Origin of the sequence: Variovorax sp. VRV01 (assembly GCF_014852545.1) — a bacterium.
GTDB classification, from domain to species: Bacteria; Pseudomonadota; Gammaproteobacteria; order Burkholderiales; family Burkholderiaceae_C; genus Variovorax; species Variovorax beijingensis_A.
In genome coordinates, this window is record NZ_JACVBS010000001.1 from 486749 (window position 1) to 509728 (window position 22980).

The 22980-nt window shown below is 67.4% G+C and carries 28 protein-coding genes; 18 read left to right on the forward strand and 10 right to left on the reverse strand.

Annotation, left to right across the window (positions count from 1 at the left end):
* The first annotated feature begins 7 nt into the window (after nt 1–7).
* The 11 genes from IB278_RS02355 to IB278_RS02405 all read left to right on the forward strand — a co-directional run bounded on the left by IB278_RS02355 (nt 8) and on the right by IB278_RS02405 (nt 9173).
* A complete protein-coding gene (locus tag IB278_RS02355; RefSeq protein ID WP_145745677.1) occupies nt 8–1447 on the forward strand; it encodes a sodium:solute symporter family protein in 1440 nt (479 codons plus the stop codon).
* A gap of 94 nt (nt 1448–1541) precedes the next feature.
* Entirely contained in the window at nt 1542–1886 is a 345-nt protein-coding gene (locus IB278_RS02360; RefSeq protein WP_145745676.1) for an FmdB family zinc ribbon protein, read from the forward strand.
* A gap of 10 nt (nt 1887–1896) precedes the next feature.
* Nucleotides 1897–2517 carry a DUF502 domain-containing protein gene (locus IB278_RS02365; RefSeq protein ID WP_145745675.1) on the forward strand — a complete coding sequence of 207 codons (621 nt, stop codon included), beginning with the start codon at nt 1897–1899 and terminating at the stop codon, nt 2515–2517.
* 33 nt (nt 2518–2550) lie between these two features.
* The gene (gene aspS, locus IB278_RS02370; protein WP_145745674.1) at nt 2551–4356 is read left to right on the forward strand and encodes an aspartate--tRNA ligase; all 1806 of its coding nucleotides are present in this window, start codon (nt 2551–2553) and stop codon (nt 4354–4356) included.
* A 7-nt stretch (nt 4357–4363) separates the two neighbouring features.
* Nucleotides 4364–4837, forward strand: a complete 474-nt coding sequence (gene nudB, locus IB278_RS02375; protein ID WP_145745673.1) for a dihydroneopterin triphosphate diphosphatase — start codon at nt 4364–4366, stop codon at nt 4835–4837.
* Nucleotides 4834–5586 carry an endonuclease/exonuclease/phosphatase family protein gene (locus IB278_RS02380; protein ID WP_192322520.1) on the forward strand — a complete coding sequence of 251 codons (753 nt, stop codon included), beginning with the start codon at nt 4834–4836 and terminating at the stop codon, nt 5584–5586. Before nudB ends, IB278_RS02380 begins: the two co-directional genes overlap by 4 nt.
* A 64-nt stretch (nt 5587–5650) precedes the next feature.
* Nucleotides 5651–6382, forward strand: coding sequence for a GTP cyclohydrolase I (gene folE, locus IB278_RS02385; RefSeq protein ID WP_015866893.1), 732 nt, complete (start codon nt 5651–5653; stop codon nt 6380–6382).
* Nucleotides 6383–6384: 2 nt separating this feature from the next.
* On the forward strand, nt 6385–6807 hold the full coding sequence (locus IB278_RS02390) for a BLUF domain-containing protein (RefSeq protein WP_192322521.1): 423 nt from the start codon (nt 6385–6387) through the stop codon (nt 6805–6807).
* Between the two features lie 16 nt (nt 6808–6823).
* Nucleotides 6824–7705, forward strand: coding sequence for a DMT family transporter (locus IB278_RS02395; RefSeq protein WP_145745669.1), 882 nt, complete (start codon nt 6824–6826; stop codon nt 7703–7705).
* A gap of 2 nt (nt 7706–7707) precedes the next feature.
* Complete coding sequence (locus tag IB278_RS02400; RefSeq protein ID WP_192322522.1) at nt 7708–8541, forward strand: DUF429 domain-containing protein; 834 nt, start codon at nt 7708–7710, stop codon at nt 8539–8541.
* A 131-nt stretch (nt 8542–8672) separates the two neighbouring features.
* Nucleotides 8673–9173 carry a BON domain-containing protein gene (locus tag IB278_RS02405; protein ID WP_145745667.1) on the forward strand — a complete coding sequence of 167 codons (501 nt, stop codon included), beginning with the start codon at nt 8673–8675 and terminating at the stop codon, nt 9171–9173.
* 87 nt (nt 9174–9260) lie between these two features.
* Here IB278_RS02405 and IB278_RS02410 read toward each other — a convergent pair whose 3' ends face one another.
* The 6 genes from IB278_RS02410 to IB278_RS02435 all read right to left on the reverse strand — a co-directional run bounded on the left by IB278_RS02410 (nt 9261) and on the right by IB278_RS02435 (nt 12838).
* The gene (locus tag IB278_RS02410; RefSeq protein ID WP_145745666.1) at nt 9261–9821 is read right to left on the reverse strand and encodes a ferritin-like domain-containing protein; all 561 of its coding nucleotides are present in this window, start codon (nt 9819–9821) and stop codon (nt 9261–9263) included.
* A complete protein-coding gene (locus tag IB278_RS02415; protein WP_192322523.1) occupies nt 9818–10315 on the reverse strand; it encodes a hypothetical protein in 498 nt (165 codons plus the stop codon). Before IB278_RS02415 ends, IB278_RS02410 begins: the two co-directional genes overlap by 4 nt.
* Nucleotides 10302–10685 carry a phage holin family protein gene (locus IB278_RS02420; RefSeq protein WP_145745664.1) on the reverse strand — a complete coding sequence of 128 codons (384 nt, stop codon included), beginning with the start codon at nt 10683–10685 and terminating at the stop codon, nt 10302–10304. The genes IB278_RS02415 and IB278_RS02420 overlap by 14 nt, the downstream gene beginning before the upstream one ends.
* Nucleotides 10686–10732: 47 nt before the next feature.
* Nucleotides 10733–11107, reverse strand: coding sequence for a hypothetical protein (locus tag IB278_RS02425; RefSeq protein ID WP_124956642.1), 375 nt, complete (start codon nt 11105–11107; stop codon nt 10733–10735).
* A gap of 54 nt (nt 11108–11161) precedes the next feature.
* Complete coding sequence (locus IB278_RS02430) at nt 11162–11326, reverse strand: DUF1328 domain-containing protein (protein ID WP_015866884.1); 165 nt, start codon at nt 11324–11326, stop codon at nt 11162–11164.
* Nucleotides 11327–11518: 192 nt separating this feature from the next.
* Nucleotides 11519–12838 carry a CHASE3 domain-containing protein gene (locus IB278_RS02435; protein WP_145745730.1) on the reverse strand — a complete coding sequence of 440 codons (1320 nt, stop codon included), beginning with the start codon at nt 12836–12838 and terminating at the stop codon, nt 11519–11521.
* Between the two features lie 131 nt (nt 12839–12969).
* Between IB278_RS02435 and IB278_RS02440 the strand changes: the two genes are divergently transcribed.
* Nucleotides 12970–13602 (forward strand): response regulator transcription factor, encoded by a 633-nt coding sequence (locus tag IB278_RS02440; RefSeq protein ID WP_007837167.1) that lies wholly within the window; start codon nt 12970–12972, stop codon nt 13600–13602.
* A gap of 28 nt (nt 13603–13630) precedes the next feature.
* Here IB278_RS02440 and IB278_RS02445 read toward each other — a convergent pair whose 3' ends face one another.
* Nucleotides 13631–14044, reverse strand: coding sequence for a response regulator (locus IB278_RS02445; RefSeq protein ID WP_015866881.1), 414 nt, complete (start codon nt 14042–14044; stop codon nt 13631–13633).
* Nucleotides 14045–14277: 233 nt separating this feature from the next.
* Between IB278_RS02445 and IB278_RS02450 the strand changes: the two genes are divergently transcribed.
* Nucleotides 14278–16290, forward strand: coding sequence for an AsmA family protein (locus IB278_RS02450; protein WP_192322524.1), 2013 nt, complete (start codon nt 14278–14280; stop codon nt 16288–16290).
* A 15-nt stretch (nt 16291–16305) separates the two neighbouring features.
* Here IB278_RS02450 and IB278_RS02455 read toward each other — a convergent pair whose 3' ends face one another.
* The 3 genes from IB278_RS02455 to gpmA all read right to left on the reverse strand — a co-directional run bounded on the left by IB278_RS02455 (nt 16306) and on the right by gpmA (nt 19392).
* Complete coding sequence (locus IB278_RS02455) at nt 16306–17064, reverse strand: HesA/MoeB/ThiF family protein (protein WP_145745661.1); 759 nt, start codon at nt 17062–17064, stop codon at nt 16306–16308.
* A 37-nt stretch (nt 17065–17101) separates the two neighbouring features.
* Nucleotides 17102–18544: a S41 family peptidase gene (locus IB278_RS02460; RefSeq protein WP_145745729.1), complete on the reverse strand. Its 1443-nt coding sequence runs from the start codon at nt 18542–18544 to the stop codon at nt 17102–17104.
* Between the two features lie 104 nt (nt 18545–18648).
* Complete coding sequence (gpmA, locus tag IB278_RS02465) at nt 18649–19392, reverse strand: 2,3-diphosphoglycerate-dependent phosphoglycerate mutase (RefSeq protein WP_145745660.1); 744 nt, start codon at nt 19390–19392, stop codon at nt 18649–18651.
* Between the two features lie 105 nt (nt 19393–19497).
* Between gpmA and IB278_RS02470 the strand changes: the two genes are divergently transcribed.
* From IB278_RS02470 to nadC, 5 genes are all read left to right on the forward strand, one after another.
* Nucleotides 19498–19881, forward strand: coding sequence for a rhodanese-like domain-containing protein (locus tag IB278_RS02470; RefSeq protein WP_225612694.1), 384 nt, complete (start codon nt 19498–19500; stop codon nt 19879–19881).
* 166 nt (nt 19882–20047) lie between these two features.
* Complete coding sequence (gene grxC, locus IB278_RS02475; RefSeq protein ID WP_145745658.1) at nt 20048–20308, forward strand: glutaredoxin 3; 261 nt, start codon at nt 20048–20050, stop codon at nt 20306–20308.
* 206 nt (nt 20309–20514) lie between these two features.
* Nucleotides 20515–20979 (forward strand): protein-export chaperone SecB, encoded by a 465-nt coding sequence (secB, locus tag IB278_RS02480; protein ID WP_015866874.1) that lies wholly within the window; start codon nt 20515–20517, stop codon nt 20977–20979.
* A 24-nt stretch (nt 20980–21003) separates the two neighbouring features.
* Nucleotides 21004–22017: an NAD(P)H-dependent glycerol-3-phosphate dehydrogenase gene (locus IB278_RS02485; RefSeq protein WP_192322525.1), complete on the forward strand. Its 1014-nt coding sequence runs from the start codon at nt 21004–21006 to the stop codon at nt 22015–22017.
* A 79-nt stretch (nt 22018–22096) separates the two neighbouring features.
* The gene (gene nadC, locus IB278_RS02490; RefSeq protein ID WP_192322526.1) at nt 22097–22975 is read left to right on the forward strand and encodes a carboxylating nicotinate-nucleotide diphosphorylase; all 879 of its coding nucleotides are present in this window, start codon (nt 22097–22099) and stop codon (nt 22973–22975) included.
* Nucleotides 22976–22980: the final 5 nt, after the last annotated feature.

The window sequence follows — 22980 nt, forward strand, 5'->3', positions numbered from 1 at the left end:
TGTCCCCGTGCTGCTGACGCTGGTTGTCGTTTATCTGCTGGTCACCATCGCGATCGGCCTGTACGCCGCCAAGCGGGTGAAGAACACCACCGACTTCGCCATCGCCGGGCGGCACCTGCCGCTCTACATGATCGTGACGACCACCTTCGCGACCTGGTTCGGCTCCGAAACGGTGCTCGGCATTCCGGCCAAGTTCATCGAAGGCGGCCTGAACGGGGTCATCGAAGACCCGTTCGGCGCCGGCACCTGCCTGATCCTGGTGGGCCTGTTCTTCGCGGGCAAGCTCTACCGCATGACGCTCCTGACCATCAGCGACTACTACCGCGAGCGCTACGGCCGCGGCGTCGAGGTGGCCTGTTCGCTCATCATCATGCTGAGCTACCTGGGCTGGGTGTCGGCGCAGGTCACGGCGCTGGGGCTGGTGTTCAACGTGCTTTCGGCCGGCGCCATCTCCATCCCCGCGGGCATGGTGATCGGCGTGGTCTCGATCCTGGCCTACACGCTGTTCGGCGGCATGTGGTCGGTGGCGGTGACCGATTTCATCCAGATGATCATCCTCGTGGCGGGGCTGGCCGGCATTGCGGTGTTTGCCGGCAACCTGGCCGGCGGCGCCGACAAGGTGGTGGCCTTCGCGGTCAGCAAGGAGCTCTTCAAGTTCTGGCCCGAGCCCAACTGGCACGACATGGTGTTCTTCTTTGCCGCGGCCATCACGATGATGCTGGGCTCCATTCCGCAGCAGGACGTGTTCCAGCGCGTGATGTCGGCCAACAGCGTCAAGGCCGCCACCCGCGGTCCGGTGATCGGCGGCGTGGCCTACATCCTGTTCGCCTTCGTGCCGATGTTCCTGGTGGCGAGCGCGCTGCTGATCATGCCGGAGCAGACCGCCGCGCTGCTGAAGGAAGATCCGCAGAAGGTGCTGCCCACGCTGGTGCTCGAGAAAATGCCCTTCGTGATGCAGGTGCTGTTCTTCGGCGCGCTGCTGTCGGCCATCAAGTCGACCGCCTCGGCCACGCTGCTCGCGCCGAGCGTCACATTCACCGAGAACATCTGGCGCCAGTTCCGGCCCGCGGGCACCGACCGCCAGAACCTCATGACCATGCGCATCACGGTGCTGGTCTTCAGTGCGGCCGTGCTGGCCTATGCCATCCGCATGCAGGGCACCCCCATCTACGAACTGGTGTCGGGCGCCTACCAGGTGCCGCTGGTCGGCGCCTTCGTGCCGCTGGTGTGCGGGCTCTACTGGCGCCGCGCTACCACGCAGGGCGCGCTGGCCTCCATTGTGCTGGGCATCGGCACCTGGCTGCTGTTCCTGGCCATGCCCTGGGGCCGCGAATTCCCGGCCCAGCTGGCCGGTGTGCTGGCCTCCTTTGCCGGCCTGGTGGCCGGATCGCTGGCGCCCCAATGGGTCGCCAACACCCGCACGCCGCACCGGATGCTGGCTGTCTAGGGCGTCCCCCCCCGAAGCGCGGGGGCGCCCTTATAATCGAGGGCTTTGCGAGCGGTCCCTGCGTCATTTTTGCGCCGCTTTTTCACTCAATTCCATGCCCATCTACGCCTACAAGTGCAGCGCCTGCGGCTTCGCCAAGGACGCCCTGCAGAAAATGTCCGATGCACCCCTCACGGTGTGTCCGGCGTGCGGCGCAAGTGCATTCGAGAAGCAAGTCACCGCCGCCGGTTTCCAGCTCAAGGGTTCCGGCTGGTACGTGACCGATTTCCGCGATGGCGGCGGCAAGAAGGCCGAGCCTGCAACCGCGGCCAAGAACGGCGACGCCGCCGCCGCTCCGGCCGCCAGCACCGCGGAAGCTTCCAGCCCAGCGCCCGCCGCCGCCCCCGCCCCCGCCCCCAGCCCGGCCCCCGCGCCGGTTGCCGCCGCCAAGAGCGACTGAGAAGCCATCCATGCTCGCCCTGCGCAAATGGCTGTTCTCCGGCTTGCTGGTGATCGTTCCGCTGTTCATCACCCTGGCGGTGCTGAAGTGGATCATCGACACGCTGGACCAGACGCTCTGGGTGCTGCCTTCGGTCTGGCAGAAGTGGCTGTACGACAACAACGTGCGCGGGCTCGGCGTGCTGCTCACGCTGGCCATCCTGCTGGGCGTGGGCGCCATTGCGAGCAATTTCGTGGGCAAGCGCCTGCTCGGATGGGGCGACGCCGTGGTGCGGCGCATCCCGGTCGTGCGCTCGATCTACTCCAGCGTCAAGCAGGTGTCCGACACGCTGTTCTCCGAGAATGGCAACGCCTTCCGCACCGCGGTGCTGGTGCAGTGGCCCCGCGAGGGAGTCTGGACCATCGCCTTCGTGACCGGCATGCCCGGCGGCGACGTGGTCGAGCACCTGGGCGGTGGCGACTACCTCAGCGTCTACGTGCCGACCACGCCCAATCCCACGGGCGGCTATTTCGTGATGCTCAGGCGCAGCGACTGCATCGAACTCAAGATGAGCGTGGATGAAGCGCTCAAGTACATCGTCTCGATGGGGGTGGTCGTCCCCGGCGGCCCGTCCTCCCTCGCGAACAAGTAAAAAACGCGCCCCCGCGGCGCCGGAATCCAAGATATGGCCATGCGTACTCACTATTGCGGTCTCGTGACCGAAGCCCTGATGGGCCAAACCGTCACCCTGTGCGGCTGGGTCAACCGCCGCCGCGACCATGGCGGCGTGATCTTCATCGACGTGCGCGACCGCGAAGGCTACGTGCAGGTGGTGTGCGACCCCGACCGCGCCGCCACCTTCGCCGTGGCCGAGAACCTGCGCAACGAGTTCTGCGTGCAGATCACCGGCCTGGTGCGTTCGCGCCCCGAAGGCACCACCAACGACCACCTCAAGAGCGGCAAGATCGAAGTGCTGTGCCATGAGCTCAAGGTGCTGAACCCCTCGGTCACGCCGCCGTTCCTGCTGGACGACGACAACCTGTCCGAAACCACGCGCCTCACGCACCGCGTGCTCGACCTGCGCCGCCCGGCCATGCAGCGCAACATGATGCTGCGCTACAAGGTGACGATGGAAACGCGCAAGTTCCTCGACGCCAACGGTTTCATCGACATCGAGACCCCGATGCTCGGCAAGTCCACGCCCGAAGGCGCACGCGACTACCTGGTGCCCAGCCGCGTGCACGACGGCAGCTTCTTCGCGCTGCCGCAGTCGCCCCAGCTCTTCAAGCAATTGCTGATGGTGGCCGGCTACGACCGCTACTACCAGATCGTGAAGTGCTTCCGCGACGAAGACCTGCGCGCCGACCGCCAGCCCGAATTCACGCAGATTGACATCGAGACCTCGTTCCTCGCCGAGGAAGAGATCCGCGAGATGTTCGAGGGCATGATCCGCAACGTGTTCCGCAACGCCGCGGGCATCGACCTGCCGGTGTTCCCGACCATGACCTACGGCGACGCGATGTTCAAGTACGGCTCGGACAAGCCCGACCTGCGCGTGAAGCTCGAGTTCACCGAGCTCACCGAGCTCATGAAGCGCGTCGAGTTCAAGGTGTTCTCGAACGCCGCCACCATGAAGGGCGGCCGCGTGGTCGCACTGCGCGTGCCGGGCGGCGGCGCCGAGGGCGGCCTTTCGCGCGGCGAGATCGACGCCTACCAGGAGTTCGTCAAGATCTACGGCGCCAAGGGCCTGGCCTACATCAAGGTCAACGACGCCGCGGCCGGCCGCGAAGGCCTGCAGAGCCCGATCGTCAAGAACCTCGACGACGCCTCGCTGGCCGAGATCATCGCCCGCACGGGTGCGCGCAACGGCGACATCCTGTTCTTCGGCGCCGACAAGGAAAAGATCGTCAACGACGCGATCGGCGCGCTGCGCGTGAAGATCGGCCACAGCGCCTTCGGCAAGAAGGCCGGCCTGTTCGACGACCGCTGGGCACCGCTGTGGGTGGTGGACTTCCCGATGTTCGAGTTCGACGAGGAAGGCCAGCGCTGGAGCGCCGTGCACCATCCGTTCACCGCACCGAAGGACGGCCATGAAGACCTCATGGACACGGCTCCCGAGAAGTGCATCGCCAAGGCCTACGACATGGTGCTCAACGGCATCGAGATGGGCGGCGGCTCGGTGCGTATCCACCGCGAGGAAGTGCAGAGCAAGGTGTTCCGCGCGCTCAAGATCAGTGCCGAGGACGCGCAGCTCAAGTTCGGCTTCCTGCTCGACGCGCTGCAGTACGGCGCGCCGCCGCACGGCGGCATCGCCATCGGCCTGGACCGCCTGGTCATGCTCATGACCGGTGCCGAGTCGATCCGCGACGTGATCGCTTTCCCCAAGACCCAGCGCGCGCAGGACCTGCTCACGCAGGCGCCGAGCCCGGTCGACGAGAAGCAGCTGCGCGAGCTGCACATCCGGCTGCGCAACGTCCAGCAACCCGCGTGATGCGCCCATGACCGCCAGCGCCCGGCCCTGGAAGATTCCGGAGTCGGTGCTGGTCGTCATCCATACGCGGGCGCTCGATGTGCTGCTGATCCGCCGCGCCGACGCCGAGGACTTCTGGCAGTCGGTCACCGGCAGCAAGGACCTGGCCGACGAGCCGCTGGCGCTCACCGCCGCGCGCGAGGTGGCCGAGGAAACCGGCATCCAGTGCGGGGAGGGCAGCCCGCTCGCATCGCAGCTGGTCGACTGGCGGCTGCGCAACGTCTACGAGATCTATCCGCGCTGGCGCTCGCGCTATGCGCCCGGCGTGACGCACAACACCGAGCACCTGTTCGGGCTGTGCGTGCCCGAGCGCGTGGTGCCCACGCTGGCGCCGCGCGAGCACACCCACTGGAAGTGGCTGCCCTACCGCGAGGCGGCCGATGCGTGTTTTTCCCCATCCAACGCCGAAGCCATTCTGTTGCTGCCAGAATTTGTGCGATGAACCTGCCGGCATACAACCTCCGGGTGGCCACCTACAACATCCACAAGGGTGTGCAGGGCATCGGGCTGGCCCGGCGACTGGAAATCCACAACCTGGGGCATGCCATCGAGCAGCTCGATGCCGACATCGTCTGCCTGCAGGAGGTGCGCAAGATGAACCGGCAGGCCGCGCTTCGCTTCGAGCGCTGGCCCGAGCTTCCGCAGGCCGACTTCCTGGCGCCCGAGGGCTACACCGCCGTCTACGAGACCAACGCCATCACGCGCCACGGCGAGCACGGCAATGCGTTGCTCACCCGCTGGCCGGTGATCCGCACCGGCCACCAGGACATTTCCGACCACCGCTTCGAGCAGCGCGGCCTGCTGCACGTCGTCATCGAGGTGGAGGGGCGGCCGGTGCATGCCATCGTGGTGCACCTGGGGCTCATCAAGGGCAGCCGCGTGCGGCAGGTGGCGCGGCTGCGCGAATTCATTGACCGCGAGGTGCCGCCCGGCGAGGCGGTCGTCGTCGCGGGCGACTTCAACGACTGGGGCGCGCGCATGCGCTATGCCATGAACGCGATGGGCCTGCGCGACACCAGCGACCTGCGCGGGCCGCGAACCCTCACTTACCCTTCGCGCCTGCCAGTGGCGCAGCTCGATTTCGTCTACGGGCGCCAGCTCGAGCCGGTGGCCTGCTCGGTGCCGCGCGGCCCGATCTGGGCGCGGATGTCCGACCACCTGCCGCTGGTGGCCGATTTTGCGATGGCATGAACGGCGCCGGCGCGGTGTTCCCCGCCGGCCCCGGCCGGAATGCGTTCGCTGATACCATGCGCGGATGCTGAGGAAAACCGACGTGGAACCGCGCCCTGACGGCAACAACGACGACGAGGGCACGCCCGTCTCGGTGAAGATCCGCGAGCGCCTGACGGCCGCGCGCAGGCGCTTCAATGCCAACGACAACATTGCCGAGTTCATCGAACCCGGCGAGCTCGAGTCGCTGCTCGACGAGGTCGAGGTCAAGATGAAGGGCGTGCTCGAAAGCCTGGTGATCGACCTCGAGAACGACCACAACACCGGCAACACCGCGCGCCGCGTGGCCAAGATGTACCTGAACGAAGTGTTCAAGGGCCGCTACGTGGCGCCGCCCTCGCTCACCGAATTCCCGAACGCCGAGCACCTGAACGAGCTGATGATCGTCGGCCCGATCACCGTGCGCAGCGCCTGCTCGCACCACTTCTGCCCGATCATCGGCAAGCTGTGGATCGGCATCATGCCCAACGAGCATACCAACGTCATCGGCCTGTCGAAGTACGCGCGCCTGGCCGAATGGGTGATGGGCCGCCCGCAGATCCAGGAAGAGGCCGTGGTGCAGCTGGCCGACCTCATTCAGGAAAAGACACAGCCCGACGGCCTTGCGCTCGTGATGGAAGCCGAGCATTTCTGCATGGCCTGGCGCGGCGTGAAGGAAATGGACAGCAAGATGATCAACTCCGTCATGCGCGGCGTGTTCCTGAAGGACCCGAGCCTGCGGCGCGAATTCCTTTCCCTGCTGCCACGAAGGAGCTGAACATGCTGGTCCGACTTCTCTACGCCAGCCGCGCGGTCGATACCAGCCCCGAGGCCATCGAAGCCATCCTCGCGCAATCGCGCACGCACAACCCGGCCTGCGGCATCACCGGCATTCTTTGCTACGGCGCGGGCACTTTCCTGCAGGCCATCGAGGGCGGGCGCATGGCCATCAGCGAGCTGTACGGCCACATCCAGCGCGATGCACGCCACAAGGACGTGGTGCTGCTGCACTACGAGGAAATCTCCGAGCGCCGCTTCGGCGGCTGGACCATGGGGCAGGTCAACCTCTCGAAGCTCAATGCCTCGACGCTGCTCAAGTATTCGGAAAAGCCCGAGCTCAATCCTTACGCAGTGTCGGGCAGGGTCTCGCTGGCATTGCTCGAGGAGCTGATGGCCACCGCGGCCATCGTCGGGCGCCACTGAATCCCGTTTTTCCGGGGTGCCGCTTTCCGCCTTTGCGCTGATCCTGCTTGCCGGGATCGTCCATGCCAGCTGGAACATCGCCGCCAAGAAGGCGAACGGCGATGCGCGCTTCGCCTTCCAGAGCGGCGTGTTCATGGCCATCGTCTGGGCGCCCGTGGGCATTGCACTGGGCTGGCGCGTGGTGCCGGGCTGGGGCTTGCGGGAGTGGGGCTTCGTCGCAGTGAGCGGCGTGCTGCACGTCTTCTACTACGTCATCCTGCTGCGCGGCTACCGCAAGTCCGACCTCACGGTGGTCTATCCGCTGGCTCGCGGCTCGGGTCCGCTGCTGTCGTCGCTGGTGGCCATCCTGTTCCTTGGCGAGCGCATCAGCCTGGTGGGTGTGGCGGGCATCTTGGGCGTGGTGCTCGGCGTGTTCCTGGTGGCGGGCGGGCCGGGCCTCTGGCGCAAGGCGCATGACCCTGTCCAGCGCGCGCGGGTGCACAAGGGCCTCCGCTACGGCGTGCTGACCGGCGCCTTCATTGCGGCCTACACGGTGGCCGACAGCTATGCCGTGAAGTTCCTGGCGATGTCGCCGATCCTGCTCGACTACTTCAGCAATTTCGTGCGCGTGGGGCTGCTGCTGCCCGCGGCGCTGCACGACCGCGCCGCTACCGCGCGGATGTGGCGCGCGCAGTGGAAGTACGCACTGCTGGTGGCGGCGATCAGCCCGGTCTCCTACGTGCTCGTGCTCTACGCGGTGCAGCAGGCGCCCATTTCGCATGTTGCGCCGGCGCGCGAGGTCTCGATGCTGTTCGCCGCGCTGATCGGCGGCCATCTGCTGCGCGAGGGCGACCGCCTGCTGCGGCTGCTGGGCGCCGGCTTCATCGCGGCTGGCGTGGTGGCACTCGCGCTGGGGTGACGATGAGCGCCGCGCTGCTGTTCGGCTGCGATTTCTCCTGCGCACCCACGGCGCGCAAGCCGATCGTCGTGGCCAGCGGCAGCATCGGCGATGCGGGCGAGCTGGTGCTGGCGGACCTGCGGCATTTCGCGGCGCTCGATGCCTGGGCCGCATGGCTGCGCAGCGAACCCGCATGGATCGGCGGCTTCGATTTTCCGTTCGGGCTTCCGCGCGAGCTGGTGGAGCATCTGCATTGGCCGCGCGAATGGAAAGCGCTCATGAGCCACTACGCGGGCCTGGGCCGCGCCGAGATCCGTGCCACCTTCGCGGCCTTCTGCGCCGCCCGCCCGGCCGGCGGCAAGTTTGCGCACCGGGCGACCGACGGACCCGCGGGTTCGAGCACGTCGATGAAATGGGTCAATCCGCCCGTGGCTTTCATGCTCCATGCGGGCGTGCCGCCGCTGCTGGATGCAGGCGCGAGCCTGCCGGGGCTGCACGTCGGCAGCAACGGCAGCCGCGTTGCGCTCGAGGCCTATCCGGGGCTGCTCGCGCGCGAGCTGATCGGCCGCCGCAGCTACAAGAGCGATGAGCCTGCGAAGCAGACGCCCGAACGGCTGGCTGCACGCACCGACCTGCTCGCGGCGCTCGAAGGCGGCGCCACGCGGCTCGGCCTGCGGCTGGCGCTCAGTGGCACCCAGGTCACCGAGCTGCTCGGCGACGCCCGCGGCGACCACATCGATGCGGTGCTTTGCCTCGTGCAGGCCGCCTGGGGCGCGCAGCGCGCTTCCATGCCCGGCCCGGGCTACGGCTTGCCGGAGCAGTTCGATCCGCTCGAAGGCTGGATCGTCACGGCTTGACCCTTCCGTCCTACAGGGTTTCGCGCCGCCGGCCATCCTTGCCGGCTCGATCCGAAAGCTAGAGTGGGCCGTGGGCGGTCCCTTCGGACCACGCCCTTTCCTGCTCCCTGCGAGCGACTGGAGGATTCCAAATGAACAATATTCGTCGAACAACCATCGCCATGCCGTCTTCGCGCGCATGGCTCGCCGTGCTGCTGGCCGGTACCGCGCTGACCCTTGCCGCGTGCGACAACGCGGGCAACCGCACCGCGGGCGAGAAGCTGGACAGTGCCATCGAAAAGACCGAGAAGGCGGCCGACACGGCCGCCGCCAAGACCGCGGAAGCCCTGAAGGACGCGAAGGCGAAGATCGACGCCTCCGGCACCGCCGCCGAGGTGAAGGACGCGGCAAAGAACGCCGGCGCGGCCGTGAGTGCCACGGTGGACGATGCCGCGATCACCGCGTCGGTGTCCGCAGGCCTCGCCAAGGACCCGGACCTGAGCGCGATCAAGATCGACGTCGACACCAAGGGTGGCGTCGTGAACCTGAAGGGCCCCGCACCCACGGCAGCCGCCAAGGCGAGGGCCGAGGAAATCGCCAAGGGGGTGCAGGGCGTGACCTCGGTGAACAACCAGCTCGAGGTCAGAAGCTGACCGTTCCCTTGCCCAGCAAAAAGCCCGGTTCGTCCGGGCTTTTTGCTGGGCAAGAGAGGGCTGCGTTCGGCCCCCCGGAGATCGTGCTCAGTGGCCGAGCCAGTCCTTGAGTTCGTCCGCGTGCTCTTCCTCGTCGGAAAGAATGTCTTCCAGCATGCGCCGGGTGGTCGGATCCTTGTCGCCGATCAGCGCGATCATCTGCCGGTACGTTTCGACGGCGATGCGCTCGGCCACGAGATTGGCGCGCACCATGGCCTGCAGGTCGGTGGATTCGTCGTAGCTCGCGTGGCTGCGCTCGAGCAGGTGCGTCGGCGCGAAGTCTGGCTCCCCGCCCAGCTGGACGATGCGTTCCGCAATGCGGTCGGCATGGGCCGACTCCGCATTGGCGTGTACCAGGAATTCCTCGGCGATCTTGGGCGACGACACGCCGTTGGCCGTGAAGTAGTGGCGCTTGTAGCGCAGCACGCAAACCAGTTCGGTGGCCAGCGCGTCGTTCAGCAGCTTGAGTACATCGTCGCGCCAGGGGCCGTAGCTTGGCGTGACCGCGCCTTCGTCGAGGCTCCTGGCGGCGGCGCCGATGGCCTGCTCGTCGAGCACCAGGCGCTGATGTTGTGGCGCACCCGTGGCGGTGGAAGCATTGGCATTCATGGAGAATCCTTTCGTGGGCTGGTGTTTTTCTGCATCAACGTGTTGACGACGTCAGCCACGTCCGATGTCTTGAGCACAGCCGCCAGCACCGCCGTGAAGGAGAGCAGGCGCCACGGCTTGGTCAGCACGAGCACCGCCCCCGTGGCGGCCGCCAGCGCCATGAGCTTGGCAGGCTCCTTGCGGGCATAGTGTTCGAGCAGAGGGCGGGCGAGCTGGCCCACCGCATGGGCCGGATGGCGGCGCCACCAGCGCTCGGTCATGCTGCGGGCCATCGACACCCATTGATTGCGCCCGCGCGCCGACGAAGCTCGCCGGTGGTCCGCCGTTTCGCCGGCGACGTGCATTTCTTCCGGACGTTCCTGCGCCGTGCGGCGCCTGCCGCGACCGCCACCGTCCTCAGGCTCATCCTCGCCATTCAACTGCCTGACGAGCGCACGGCGCGAGATGGCCAGCCGCTCCTGCGGCGTCAGGAAGCTGCGCTCATTGCCGTCCATGGCGAACTCCGGCTTCGTGCAGCGCCCTCAGGTCGGCATCGACCTGGGCGCGCAGATCGTCGAATCCATAGCCGGGGAACGGCCGGGCCGCCATCCAGGCGCAAATGGCGGCGATCACCAGCGCAACGCCGGGCACCGCCACCAGCACCCAGTGGAAGCTGCCGTGGAGCACGCCCATCAGCACGGCCACGCCGATCAGCCCGAGGGCCAGCAGAGCGCTGCCGACTGCCAGGACGCCGGCCACGATGCGGGCAACGATCCCGCGCCCCGCTTCCGAGGCCTCCTGTCTTACCAGCGCCGCGTAGTTGGCGGCGTGGTCGGCGATGAGTTCCGGATGCCCGAGCACCGTGGAAAAAATCGGATGAAGCATGGTGCGCGGAACGGGTGGAACTGCGTGCGTGCCTTCAGCGGATCAAATCAGTAGTCGTCCCGGCGGTTGCGGCTGGCCAGCACGATGAGGGCGGTGATCGCGGCGCCGGCTGCGGCCGCAATCAGCACCGAGCGCACGGGCTGGTCGGAGATGTAGCGTCCGGTCACGTCGGCCGCCTGCTCCAGCCGGCGCTGTGCGCGCGCGCTGGTGGTGGAGGCCGCATCGAGGCCGCGCTGCACGGCCTGCTGTACGCGTGCGGCCAGTTGTTCGACCGCGGGTTCCGCGTCGCGGCGCAATTCGCGGACCTTCTCGCCGGCCGCATTCACCGCGTTCTGTGCATAGGCCCGGGTCGTTTCCACCGCATCGTTGGCGGTCTGGCGGGCCTCGTCGGCAATTTGCGAGGGAGTCTTGGTCGTGTTCATGAATTTTTCCTTTCCGGGGAGATGAATTGCGGGAGCCTGTGGATCGTACCTACGCTACTTGCGTCGTAGCAAGCCGGCCAGGAAACTGGCGATGGCAAGCACGGCGAAGATCACGAAAAGGATCTTGGCGATCCCTACCGCGCTGGCTGCAATGCCGCCGAAGCCGAACACGGCGGCGATCAGTGCGATGACCAGAAACACCACTGCGTAATACAACATGTGGACTCCTTCGAGGCTTCGCTCGTTGTTTGGAAATTGCGCGTCCAAGAGGAAATGAACGGCACGTGGGCAACCTTAAGTGGCCCCCCCTGCGAGGGGCTGTCAGCGGCTGGGCGCGGGGAGCGTAGGAGATGGCCGAGTTCCTTGCGCGCCGATCCGTGCAGAAATGCCGAAGGGGATGCCGGCGAGCGCTCAGAGCGGCTTCGCAATGGGCAGCATGGCGCTCACGCGGGTTCCGCGGCCCGGCGTCGACGAGATCGTGAGCTTGCCCCGGGCCGCCTCGACCCGGTGGCGCATGCCGGCCAGGCCATGCGTCGAGGGGCGCAGGCGCTGGGGGTCGAAGCCCTTGCCGTTGTCGGCCACTTCCACCACCGCGTGGTTCTCGTAATTCTTCAGGACGATCGTCGCTTCGCTGGCCTCGGCGTACTTGCCGATGTTGGTCAGGCTCTCCTGCACCATGCGGTAGATCGTGAGCTGGCGCGATTCGTCCATGGCCACCGGTTCGAGCACCATCTGGACCTGGATGCCCGAGCGTTCGGCGAACTCGCGTCCGAGGATCTCGAGCGAGGCGACCAGCCCGAGGTTCGACAGCGACGACGGCCGCAGGTCCTCGATGATGCGGCGCTTGAGCGCGATGCCGCTGTTGAGCAGCTCGGTCAGGTGCTGCAGCCGCTGGGTGGCGTCGGGCGCCTCCAGCAGCCGCGACTTCAGGCGGGCCACGTCCAGCTTGGCGGCGGTCAGCAGCGAACCGAGTTCGTCGTGCAGCTCCCGCGCGAGATAGCCGCGCTCGGTTTCGCGCACGTCCTGCAGGTGCGTGGCCAGCTCGGCCAGCGATGCGGTGCGTTCGCGCACTTCGTCTTCGAGCGCATTGCGCTCGCGCTGCAGTGTTTCCTGCTGGCGCTCTCCGATGGTGCGCAGCGCGTGCGCCTGCCGCAGGTAGAGGAAGAAGGCCAGGAACGCGGCAAGCGCGACGATGGCGGTGCCGATGCGCGCGAGCCGCAGCGACTTCATCACCTGGATCTGGCTCTGGTGCAGGGTCTGGTTGCTGATCTCCGCCAGTTCGCCGGCGGCCTTGCGAATGGAATCCATTTCCTCGCGCCCCACGTCCGTCGTGATGACGAATTTCCAGGCCTCGTCCTTGCCGTCCTGCCGCAGCCGCACGCTCATGTCCATTTCAGCGATCTTGCGCAGCACGTGCTTCGAAAGCTCCGCCAGCCGCGTGCGCTCGGCCGGGCGTTCGGCGTACAGTTGGCGCAGTGCCGCAAGGTGCCCGTCGACCTGCTTGACCGCCGTGTCGTAGGGTTGCCGGTAGCTGGCTTCGCCGGTCAGGAGGTAGCCTCGCTGGCCGGTTTCGGCATCGAGCATGTTCTGCAGGATCTGGTTGAGCGTACCGCGCACCTTCAGGGCCGCGTCGATGTCTGCCAGGGCGCGGCTCGACTGGCGGTAGCCGGCCTCGTTGATGCCGACGAGGGCCAGCGCGGCCAGCGCCGCGAGCAGCAGGCTCACGGCCATTTTTGGAGGGGCTAGCCAATGCATGAAACTTTCGAGGGTGCTTTCAACACAAGTTCGTGAATAATCGACAACAACCAGGGGACCGGCATGCTGCGGCTTGCGCAGGCGCGGCACAACGAAGAAAGTAACAGATGATCAAAATTGGAATTGTGGACGACCACGCCATCGTCAGATCTGGCCTGAGGCAGTTCTTCTCCGAACACGTCGATTTGCGCGTGGCCGGCGAAGCCGCCAGCGGGCGAGAGGCCATCGAGCTCGTGCGCACCACGGAGCTCGACGTGCTGGTGATGGACCTTTCCATGCCGGGGCAGAGCGGCATCGACGCGCTCGCCATGATCCGCGCCAAGGCGCCGGACGTGGGCATCCTCATCCTGAGCGGCTACCCTGAAGAGCACTACGCGATGAATCTCATCCGCCAGGGTGCGAGCGGCTACCTCAACAAGGAGTGCGATCCGATCGAGATCGTCAACGCCATTCGCACCATCTCGCTGGGCCGCCGCTACATCACGCCGGCTGTGGCGGAACTGCTGGCACGCCAGCTCGACCGCAAGGACGATGCAGCGCCGCACGAGCAGCTGTCGGAGCGGGAGTTCCAGGTGTTCCTGAAGCTTGCCAAGGGCGAGACCGCGGGCGACATCGCCAAGACGCTCTCGCTGTCGGTGAAGACCGTCAGCACCTACCGCACGCGCCTGATGGAGAAGATGAACCTGTCCTCCAACAGCGACCTCACCTACTACGCGCTGAAGAACAAGCTGATCGATTGACGGCGGCTTCCGGCTTCCGGCTCTTTCTTCAGCCGGTGCCGCCGGTGCCGCTGGTGGGGCGGTGAGCCACTGCCTCCAGGATGCAGAAGTCGACCAGCGCGTCGATCTCGTTCGACTTGTCGAACACCGCATCCACGCCGAACTCGGCGCAGCGCCGCCGGATGTCGGGCGTTGCATAGTTGCTGAGCACCACCACCTTCTGGTTCGCCCGGCGCGAGGTGCAGGCCTGGAGCACGCCCAGGCCGCTGCCTTGCTTGAGAAAGAGGTCGACCACCGCCAGGTCCCACTCCTCGCTGTGATCGTGCAGCCACTGCCTCGCGTGGGCTTCGGTTTCGGCAAAGCCGACCACCGTCGTGCAGGTAAGTTCTTCCAGGGTGCCAATGAGGTTTTCACGGATCGTGAGGTTGTCTTCGACGATGTAGGTCTGCAATCTTGTCTCCATGCCGAACCGCGCTTCCTCTGACGTTGGCAGGTGTCTTCGACGCCCCGCTGGCGAATGCCTGCACACCGTAAATTTGTGGCGCCGCCGACGAGCATCATGCAAGTTTCGGGGGAAGGGTGTTGTAGGCGCGTTCTGACGAGAGGGCCGGCGAGGCCGTTCCGTAGGCAATGCCTCACGGTTTCTGCGGTCCATTGCCGACCCGCGATGCGGCGCGGCGGATATATCCAGCTTTCATGGCAACGAACGTCCTTCGCAACCGGCCGCTCTGGCTCAAGCTGCTTGCGGCTGTGGTGCTGCTGCTTGCTGCGCTGGCGGTGCTGCTGGCGTTCTTCCCGTGGGACACGTTGCGCGGGCCCGTGAATCGCTATGTCAGCGAGAAGACCGGGCGCAAGTTCGAGATCACGCGCCAGCTCGATGTGGGCATCGGCCTGCGCGGCGCCACCGTCAAGGCCGACGGCATCGAGTTTGCCAATCCGCCCTGGGCCCGCGACCCCTACCTGGTCAAGGCCGAGCGTGCCGAGTTCGACATCCGGCTGTGGCCGCTGCTCCTCACGCAGAAGGTGGTGATCCCGCGGCTGGCGCTTTCTTCGCCCATCCTGGGCCTGCAAATGGAACAGGACGGGCGCCGCACGTGGGCGCTCGGCAAGGACACCTCCGATCCCGGCACCGTTCCGGTCATCGGCCAGATGCAGGTGGACAGCGGCGCGGTCGATTTCCTGGCCACGCACCTGGGCGTCGACCTGCATGCGGACGTGAGCTACGACACCAGCCGCGGGGCGCTTCCCCTGAACTTTCGCATCAAGGGCCGTTACAAGGGCCAGCCGCTGAGTGCGGAGGGCCGCACCGGCAACGTGCTGCAGCTCAAGGCGGCCGGCCAGCCGCCGTTCCCGATGGAGATCGATGCCGCGGCCGGCCACACCCGGCTGAAGGCATCGGGCACCGTGACCGACTTCGCCGACCTCGACGGCATCGAGGCCAGGTTCGATCTCAAGGGCCAGACCCTCGGCGCCCTGTTCCCGCTGCTGGGCATCGCACTGCCGGAAACCTCTCCTTATGCACTGAGCGGCGACCTGCGCAAGCGCGGCAAGGTGTGGGAGGTGGCGGGACTCAAGGGCCGGCTCGGCCTGTCCGACATCGCCGGCGACATGCGCTTCGACAAGGCCGGCCGGGTGCCGCATCTGGCAGGCGAGTTGCGCTCCCGGCTGATGGACATGGACGACCTGGGCCCGCTGATCGGCCTGCGGCCCACCGAACGCTCGGCCCGGGCGGTGGAAGGCGTGGCGCCGCCGCCGACCATCACCCAGGCCAGGCGCCCCGGCGGCAAGGTGCTGCCCGCGGCCCCGCTCGACTTCGAGCGCGTGCATGCGATGAACGCCGACGTGAAGTACACGGCGGACCGCATCCGGAACGTACGCGACATCCCGCTCGATCGCGGCAGCGTGCAGGTCAAGCTGGCCGACGGCGTGCTGACGCTCGATCCCCTCGACCTCGGCATAGCCGGCGGCAGGATGAGCGGTGCGATCCGCATCGATGCCTCGAAGAACCCGGCAGACATCCGGGCCTCGCTCGACGTGCGCGCGATGCAGCTGGCGCGAGTTTTCCCCAAGCTCGAAACCACGGGCAACAGCGTGGGGCGGCTGGACGGACGCATCAACCTGTCGGGCCCGGGCAGCACCGTGGCCAACTGGCTCGGGGGCGCCTCGGGCGACGTGGCGGTCATGGCGGGGCGCGGCCAGTTCGGCAACCTGCTGCCTGTGTTCGCGACACTGGTGGGCGGCGACATCATCAAGTTCCTGCTGCGCGGCGACCGCAACGTCGAACTGCGCTGCGCGGCGCTGGCGTTCGACGTGAACAAGGGGCTGATGACGGGGCGCACGCTGATGCTGGACACGACCAATGCCGTGTTCACCGCCACGGGGCAGGCCAACCTGGCCACCGAGGGCCTCGATTTCGTGGTCTATCCGGAGCCCAAGAGCAAGAGCATTTTGTCGGTCCGCACGCCGCTGGTGGTGAGCGGCACCTTCGGCGCACCGAGAGGCGGCCTGAAGGTGGTTCCGCTGGCCCAGCGTGGCCTGGCCGCGCTGGCGCTGGGTGCCGTCAATCCGCTCCTGGCACTGGCCGCGACCGTCGAAAGCGGTCCGGGCGAGGACTCCGATTGCAAGAGCGTGCTGGGGCAGGCCAACAAGCCCAGCGCCGGTCCGGCGGCCGCTGGTGCCGCCAAGGCCAAGGGCGCGAGGGCGCGCTGAGCCGCAGGCGCCCGCTCAGGCGCGCGCGCGCTGCGCGCACACGCTGCAGTGCGGATCGCGCGCGATCTTCAGCGTATCGAAGGCGGTGCGCCGCCCGTCGAACATCAGGAGCTTGCCCGCGAGCGACGGCCCGATGCCTGCGAGCAGCTTGAGCGCTTCGCTGGCCTGCAGCGTGCCGATGGTGCCGACCACCGGGCCGAACACCCCGAGCACCGCGCAGCGCGTTTCCTCGAAGGCCGCATCGGGCGGGAAGATGCAGGCGTAGCAGGGCGAGGCGTCGTCGCGCGTGTCATACACGCTCAACTGGCCGTCGAAGCGGATCGCGGCGCCCGCCACCAGCGGCTTGCCGTGTGCCACGCAGGCCCGGTTGACCGCATGGCGGGTGGCAAAGTTGTCGCAGCAATCGACCACCACGTCCGCTGCCGCGACGAGGCGCGAAAGCAGGGCCTCGTCGGCACGCAGCGCGTGCGTCTCGATCGCGATGTCCGGGTTGATGTCGCGCATGGCCTGGGCCGCCGATTCGACCTTGGGCCGGCCGACGCGCGCATTCGTATGGGCGACCTGGCGCTGCAGGTTGGTGAGGTCGACCTCGTCGTCGTCGACCAGCGTGATCTGGCCGACGCCCGCGGCCGCGAGATAAAGCGCAACCGGCGAGCCCAGCCCGCCGGCACCGATGACAAGAACGCGGCCGGCGCTCACGCGCGCCTGCCCGTCGATGCCGAATTCCTCGAGGAGGATGTGCCGCGAGTAGCGCAGCAGGTCGTGGTCGTCCATGCGCGCGTCGGGCCGCTGCCTCTGGGGCTGCGCGGCTTCAGTTTTCCTTCTTCTCTTCCTTGTTTTCGACAATGACCTGGGTCTTGCTGACCAGCACCGGCTGGCCCTTGAGGCGGTTGAGCGCCTGCACCAGCGGGAAGTCCTTGTCGGTGCCGAACTCGGGCACCTTGCGGTCCTGCGGCGGCTTCTTGGCTTCTTCCTCGAGGCGCTTGCGGGCTTCGTCGCGGGCCTTTTCGCGTTCCGGGTCCTTGGTTTCAGGGCCCTGGCCGCTGGCCAGGTGCTTTTCGAGGTCGGCCTCGCGCATGCGCAGGGCGGCGAAGGGGCTGCCCTCGGCGCTTTCGTCGATCAGCACGTTGGGCACGATGCCCTTGGCCTGGATCGAGGTGCCGCTGGGCGTGTAGTAGCGCGCCGTGGTGATCTTGAGGCCCGTGTCCGGACCGAGCGGGCGCACCGTCTGCACCGAGCCCTTGCCGAAGGTCTGGCTCCCCATGATGGTGGCGCGCTTGTGGTCCTGCAGCGCGCCGGCCACGATCTCGCTCGCGGAGGCCGAGCCTTCGTTCACCAGCACCACAAGCGGCACGGTCTTGAGCGCCGCGGGCAGGTTGCGCAGCGGGTCGCTGCCGGAGCGGCGCTGGTAGAACTCGGGCGCCGCCTTGTAGACGGACTTGCTCTCGGCCAGCTGGCCGTCGGTCGACACCACGGTGACGTTCTCGGGCAGGAAGGCGGCCGAGATGGCGACGGCCGCGTCGAGCAGGCCGCCCGGGTCGTTGCGCAGGTCGAGCACCAGGCCCTTGAGGTTGGGCTCTTCCTTGTAGATGTCCTCGACCTTCTTCACGAAGTCGTCGACCGTGCGTTCCTGGAACTGCGACAGCCGGATCCAGCCGTAGCCGGGCTCCATGACCTTGCCGCGCACTGACTGGGTACGGATTTCCTCGCGCGTGATCGTGACCGGGAAGGTGCGGCTCTCGTCCTTGCGGAAGATGGTCAGCAGCACCTTGGTGTTGGCCTCGCCGCGCATGCGCTTGACGGCTTCGTTGAGCGACAGGCCGCGCACGGCCGTGTCGTCGATCTTGGTGATCAGGTCGTTGGGCTTCAGGCCCGCGCGGAAGGCCGGCGAGCCCTCGATCGGCGACACCACCTTGATGAGTCCGTCTTCCTGGGAAATTTCGATGCCCACGCCGACGAAGCGGCCGGTGGTGCCTTCCCGGAATTCCTTGAAGGACTTCTTGTCGAAGTACTGGGAATGCGGATCGAGTCCGGCCACCATCCCCGAGATGGCGTCGGAAATGAGCTTTTTCTCGTCGACCGGCTCGACATAGTCGCTCTTGACCATGCCGAACACCGCGGCGAGTTGCTGCAATTCTTCGAGCGGGAGCGGCGCAAGCGAACCGCGTGCAACCGTCTGCAACGAGACGGTGGTCAAGACGCCGGCAACGGCGCCGGCGGCAACCCAGCCGGTAATCTTCAGTTTCTGACCCATCATGAGTGATTGTCCTTGTCGGCTGTCGAACCAATATACACAGCTTGGAAGCAAATTGCCTGCCGGGGTTCCACGGGGGAGCGCCGCCGAGGGGCTTTCTTTTTTCAGCCCTTGCCCTGCGAGGCCACCGCTGCGGCGGCCTTTTCGGCGGCTGCGGCGTCGCCGAGGTAGTAGTGCCGCAGCGGCTTGAGCTCGTCGTCGAGTTCGTAGACCAGCGGGATGCCGTTCGGGATGTTCAGGCCGACGATGGCGTCGTCCGAAATGCCGTCGAGGTACTTGACCAGCGCCCGGATCGAATTGCCGTGCGCAGCCACCACCAGGCGGCGCCCGGCGCGGATGGCCGGTGCCATCGATTCGTTCCAGAACGGCAGCACGCGCGCCACCGTGTCCTTCAGGCACTCGGTCAGCGGGATCTGCTCGGGCGCGAGCTTGGCGTAGCGCACGTCGGAGCGTTCGCTGCGCGGGTCGTCGGCTTCCAGGGGCGGCGGCGGGGTGCCGTAGCTGCGGCGCCAGACCAGCACCTGCTCGTCGCCGTACTTCTTGGCGGTTTCAGCCTTGTTGAGGCCCTGCAGGGCGCCGTAGTGGCGCTCGTTCAGGCGCCACGAATGCACCACGGGCAGCCAGGTGCGGTCGAGCTCGTCCAGGGTGTGCCAGAGCGTGCGGGTGGCGCGCTTGAGCACGCTGGTGTAGGCCACGTCGAAGTCGTAGCCCTCGGCCTTGAGCAGCCGGCCGGCCTGCTTGGCCTGTTCGATGCCGGTTTCGGTCAGGTCGACGTCGGTCCAGCCGGTGAAACGGTTTTCGAGATTCCAGGTCGATTCGCCATGGCGGATCAGTACCAGTTTGTGCATGTGGGAAGCCTTTGGCAGCGCTTGGGAAAACCAGCATTCTAAAATCCCGGGTTTGCCATCCAAGGAACCCCCGTGAAATTGATCGAATTCGTCACCGCGAACTGGATGCTGATCCTGATCGCACTCAGCTCGGGTGGCATGCTGGCCTGGCCGCTCGTGCGCGGCGCCGGCGGCGGCACGCTCACGGCCCAGGGGGCGGTGCATCTCATCAACCGCGAACGCGCGGTGCTGGTCGACGTGCGCGAACCCGAAGAGTTCGCCACCGGCCACATGATCGGCGCCAAGAACGTGCCCCTGAACCAGCTCGAGGAAAAACTGACCGGCGCGGTCAAGAACAAGAACGTGCCGCTGCTGCTGGTGTGCGCCACGGGCGCCCGCGCCCAGCGCGCCGTGGCCATGGCCAAGAAACTCGGCTACGAGCAGGCCCAAGCGGTTTCCGGCGGCCTCAAGGCCTGGAAAGAGGCTAACCTGCCGGTTGAAAAAGCCTAGTCATCGGCTCGCCCCCAGTCTTCGCGCACTTCGTGTCGCTTCGCCAACCCCCTACCGGGGGCAACGCCAGCGGCCCGGCGAAGCCGGTTCCGCGGCGTTTCCCCTGAAGGGAGTGCGGCATGGCCGAAGCTGTTGAAATTCTCAAAGTCTTCCCAAGGTACAGCGTATGCAAGCCGTCAAGATGTACACCACCGCCTTCTGCCCGTACTGCGTCCGCGCCAAGCAGATCCTCAAGTCCAAGGGTGTCGAGGAGATCGAAGAGATCCGCATCGACAGCGATCCCGCGGCCCGCAGCACCATGATGGAGATCACCCAGCGCCGCACGGTGCCGCAGATCTTCATCGGCGACACCCATGTGGGCGGCTGCGACGACCTGGTGGCGCTGGACGGCCGCGGTGGCCTGATGCCCCTGCTGCAAGGCGCTTGATGAGGCGCTCCCCCAGTCTTCGCGCACTTCGTGTCGCTTCGCCCACCCCCTCGCCGGGGGCAGCACCTGCGGCCCGGCAAAGCCGGTTCCGCGGTGTTTCACGAATGGGTCCGGGCGCCGGGCGATAATCGTTTACCCATTCATCTGCAGCCCGCTGCGGGAAGCTCTCCCCGGCGGGCATTGTTTTGATCCTCGAAAGTTCAGCCATGGCCGACCAGCAAGCCCAAGATCCCGTTTTCCAGATCCAGCGCGTCTACCTCAAGGACCTGTCGCTCGAACAGCCCAATTCGCCCGCCATCCTGCTCGAGCAGGAGCAGCCCACGGTCGACATCCAGCTCGGCGTGGACGCTCAGCCGGTGGCCGAAGGCATCTTCGAGATCACCGTCTCGGCCACGGTGCAGACCAAGATCCAGGACAAGACCGTGTTCCTGGTCGAAGCCAAGCAGGCCGGCATCTTCGAGATCCGCAACCTGCCCGAAGACCAGATGGGCCCGATCCTCGGCATCGCCTGCCCGCAGATCGTCTATCCGTACCTGCGCGGCAACGTGGCCGACGTGATCCAGCGCGGCGGCTTCCCGCCCGTGCACCTGGCGGAAATCAACTTCCAGGCGATGTACGAGCAGCAGCAGGCGCAGGCCGCCGGCCAGCCCTCGCCGATCGTCACGCAGTAAAGCCGGCGCAGCGCCGCAACGCCGATGAAGATCTGCGTTCATGGCGCCGGTGCCTGGGGCACGGCGCTGGCTGTCAACGCGGCGGGCCGCCACGAGGTCACGCTCTGGGCGCGCGACGCAGCCCAGGCGGCGGCCATCTCCAAGGCGCGCGAAAACGTCCGCTACCTGCCCGGCCTGGCGCTGCCGCCCGCACTCACGGTGCGCGCCGGCGACCTGCACCAGGCCCAGGCGGGCGCCGAGCTCGTCGTCGTGGCCACGCCCATGGCCGCCCTGCGCCAGCAGCTCATCGCCTTGCGCGGCACGACCGCGCCGGTGGCATGGCTGTGCAAGGGCGTCGAGCCGGCGCTCGATGCCTCTTCTCCCGCCTCCTACGGCCTGCTGGCCCACGAAATCTGGGGACAGGTCGCGCCTGAACTGATGGCCGGCGTGCTCAGCGGTCCGAGCTTTGCGCAGGAAGTCGCCGAAGGCCGCCCGACGGCGCTGGTGGCCGCAAGCCCCCATGCCGCGGTGCGCGACGCGCTGGTCGACGCCTTCCACGGACCGGCCCTGCGCGTCTACGCCAACGACGACATCGTGGGCGTCGAGGTCGGCGGCGCCGTCAAGAACGTGCTGGCGATTGCCACCGGCCTCTGCGACGGCCTGGCGCTGGGGCTCAATGCGCGCGCGGCGCTCATCACGCGGGGCCTGGCCGAAATGACGCGCTTCGGACTGGCGCTCGGCGCCCGCGCCGAGACCTTCATGGGCCTTTCGGGCCTTGGCGACCTGGTGCTGACGGCCACCGGCGACCTCTCGCGCAACCGCAAGGTGGGCTTGCTGCTGGCGCAGGGCCAAACGCTCGCGCAGGCCGTGGCTTCGCTGGGCCATGTGGCCGAAGGCGTCTATTGCGCGCGCACCGTGGTGCAGCGCGCGCGTGGCCTGGGCGTGGAAATGCCCATCGCCGAAGGCGTGGTCGCGCTGCTCGACGGCCGGCTGAGCCCGCAGCAGGCGGTGGCTTCGCTGACCGGCCGCGATCCGGTCCCTGAATCCGTCAGGGGCTAAGGGACGCACACCTCGAATCGCATGCCAAGGCCCTGCCGCATGCCATGAATCACCACAAGACTGAAGAGACAAGACAGCCATGAGCCCTCGCTTTGATTTTTCGGCGCCGGCCGTGGCCGCGCTGGCCCAGGCCGACGCCGCCCGGGCCCTGCAGGAAGACGTGGCCGACGGCGACCTGACCGCCTCGCTGGTCGACCCCGGCCGCCGCGCCCATGCCCGCGTGCTGGCGCGCGAGGCGGCCGTGCTCTGCGGCGCGCCCTGGGTCGAAGCCACCGTGCGGCAGCTCGATCCACAGGCTCGCATCCGCTGGCTGTGCGGCGAGGGCGAGCGCTGCGCGGCCGACCAGACCGTGCTCGAGATCGAGGGCACCGCGCGCGCACTGCTCACGGCCGAGCGCACCGCGCTCAACTTTCTTCAGCTCCTGAGCGGGGTCGCCACCAAGACGGCGGCCTACGCCGACGCGGTGCGCGGCACGCGCGCGCGCATCGTCGACACCCGCAAGACCCTGCCGGGCCTGCGCCTGGCGCAGAAGTACGCGGTGCGCACGGGCGGCGGCGTGAACCACCGCATCGGCCTTTACGACGCGGTGCTCATCAAGGAAAACCACATTGCCGCGGCCGGCAGCGTGGCCGCGGCGCTGCGCGCCGTGGCGCCGGTGGCGCAGCGCGCGGCCTTCGTCGAGGTCGAAGTCGAAACGCTGGCGCAGCTGCGCGAGGCGCTCGAGGCGGGCGCGCGCATGGTGCTGCTCGACAACATGGACCTGCCGACCTTGCGCGAGGCCGTCCGCATCAACGGCGAGGCCGGCGACGACCGCAAGACTGTGCTCGAGATCTCCGGCGGCGTGACGCTCGAGGGCCTGCGCACCCTGGCCGACACCGGTGTCGACCGCATATCCATCGGCGCGCTCACCAAGGACGTGAAGGCGATCGATTTCTCCATGCGTTTCCAGGAAGGCTGAGCGCG

Bases quoted from the DNA above. Each gene is read 5' to 3' on its own strand.
- IB278_RS02425 (WP_124956642.1), bottom strand. From the start codon at position 11,107: ATGAACACGACCAAGACTCCCTCGCAAATTGCCGACGAGGCCCGCCAG.
- IB278_RS02390 (WP_192322521.1), top strand. From the start codon at position 6,385: ATGCTGGTCCGACTTCTCTACGCCAGCCGCGCGGTCGATACCAGCCCC.
- IB278_RS02435 (WP_145745730.1), bottom strand. From the start codon at position 12,838: ATGGCCGTGAGCCTGCTGCTCGCGGCGCTGGCCGCGCTGGCCCTCGTC.
- aspS (WP_145745674.1), top strand. From the start codon at position 2,551: ATGGCCATGCGTACTCACTATTGCGGTCTCGTGACCGAAGCCCTGATG.
- IB278_RS02440 (WP_007837167.1), top strand. From the start codon at position 12,970: ATGATCAAAATTGGAATTGTGGACGACCACGCCATCGTCAGATCTGGC.
- nadC (WP_192322526.1), top strand. From the start codon at position 22,097: ATGAGCCCTCGCTTTGATTTTTCGGCGCCGGCCGTGGCCGCGCTGGCC.
- IB278_RS02485 (WP_192322525.1), top strand. From the start codon at position 21,004: ATGAAGATCTGCGTTCATGGCGCCGGTGCCTGGGGCACGGCGCTGGCT.
- IB278_RS02420 (WP_145745664.1), bottom strand. From the start codon at position 10,685: ATGCTTCATCCGATTTTTTCCACGGTGCTCGGGCATCCGGAACTCATC.
- IB278_RS02430 (WP_015866884.1), bottom strand. From the start codon at position 11,326: ATGTTGTATTACGCAGTGGTGTTTCTGGTCATCGCACTGATCGCCGCC.
- secB (WP_015866874.1), top strand. From the start codon at position 20,515: ATGGCCGACCAGCAAGCCCAAGATCCCGTTTTCCAGATCCAGCGCGTC.
- nudB (WP_145745673.1), top strand. From the start codon at position 4,364: ATGACCGCCAGCGCCCGGCCCTGGAAGATTCCGGAGTCGGTGCTGGTC.
- IB278_RS02405 (WP_145745667.1), top strand. From the start codon at position 8,673: ATGAACAATATTCGTCGAACAACCATCGCCATGCCGTCTTCGCGCGCA.
- folE (WP_015866893.1), top strand. From the start codon at position 5,651: ATGCTGAGGAAAACCGACGTGGAACCGCGCCCTGACGGCAACAACGAC.
- IB278_RS02365 (WP_145745675.1), top strand. From the start codon at position 1,897: ATGCTCGCCCTGCGCAAATGGCTGTTCTCCGGCTTGCTGGTGATCGTT.
- grxC (WP_145745658.1), top strand. From the start codon at position 20,048: ATGCAAGCCGTCAAGATGTACACCACCGCCTTCTGCCCGTACTGCGTC.
- IB278_RS02445 (WP_015866881.1), bottom strand. From the start codon at position 14,044: ATGGAGACAAGATTGCAGACCTACATCGTCGAAGACAACCTCACGATC.
- IB278_RS02470 (WP_225612694.1), top strand. From the start codon at position 19,498: ATGCTGATCCTGATCGCACTCAGCTCGGGTGGCATGCTGGCCTGGCCG.
- IB278_RS02410 (WP_145745666.1), bottom strand. From the start codon at position 9,821: ATGAATGCCAATGCTTCCACCGCCACGGGTGCGCCACAACATCAGCGC.
- IB278_RS02460 (WP_145745729.1), bottom strand. From the start codon at position 18,544: ATGGGTCAGAAACTGAAGATTACCGGCTGGGTTGCCGCCGGCGCCGTT.
- IB278_RS02455 (WP_145745661.1), bottom strand. From the start codon at position 17,064: ATGGACGACCACGACCTGCTGCGCTACTCGCGGCACATCCTCCTCGAG.
- gpmA (WP_145745660.1), bottom strand. From the start codon at position 19,392: ATGCACAAACTGGTACTGATCCGCCATGGCGAATCGACCTGGAATCTC.
- IB278_RS02380 (WP_192322520.1), top strand. From the start codon at position 4,834: ATGAACCTGCCGGCATACAACCTCCGGGTGGCCACCTACAACATCCAC.
- IB278_RS02415 (WP_192322523.1), bottom strand. From the start codon at position 10,315: ATGGACGGCAATGAGCGCAGCTTCCTGACGCCGCAGGAGCGGCTGGCC.
- IB278_RS02360 (WP_145745676.1), top strand. From the start codon at position 1,542: ATGCCCATCTACGCCTACAAGTGCAGCGCCTGCGGCTTCGCCAAGGAC.
- IB278_RS02400 (WP_192322522.1), top strand. From the start codon at position 7,708: ATGAGCGCCGCGCTGCTGTTCGGCTGCGATTTCTCCTGCGCACCCACG.
- IB278_RS02450 (WP_192322524.1), top strand. From the start codon at position 14,278: ATGGCAACGAACGTCCTTCGCAACCGGCCGCTCTGGCTCAAGCTGCTT.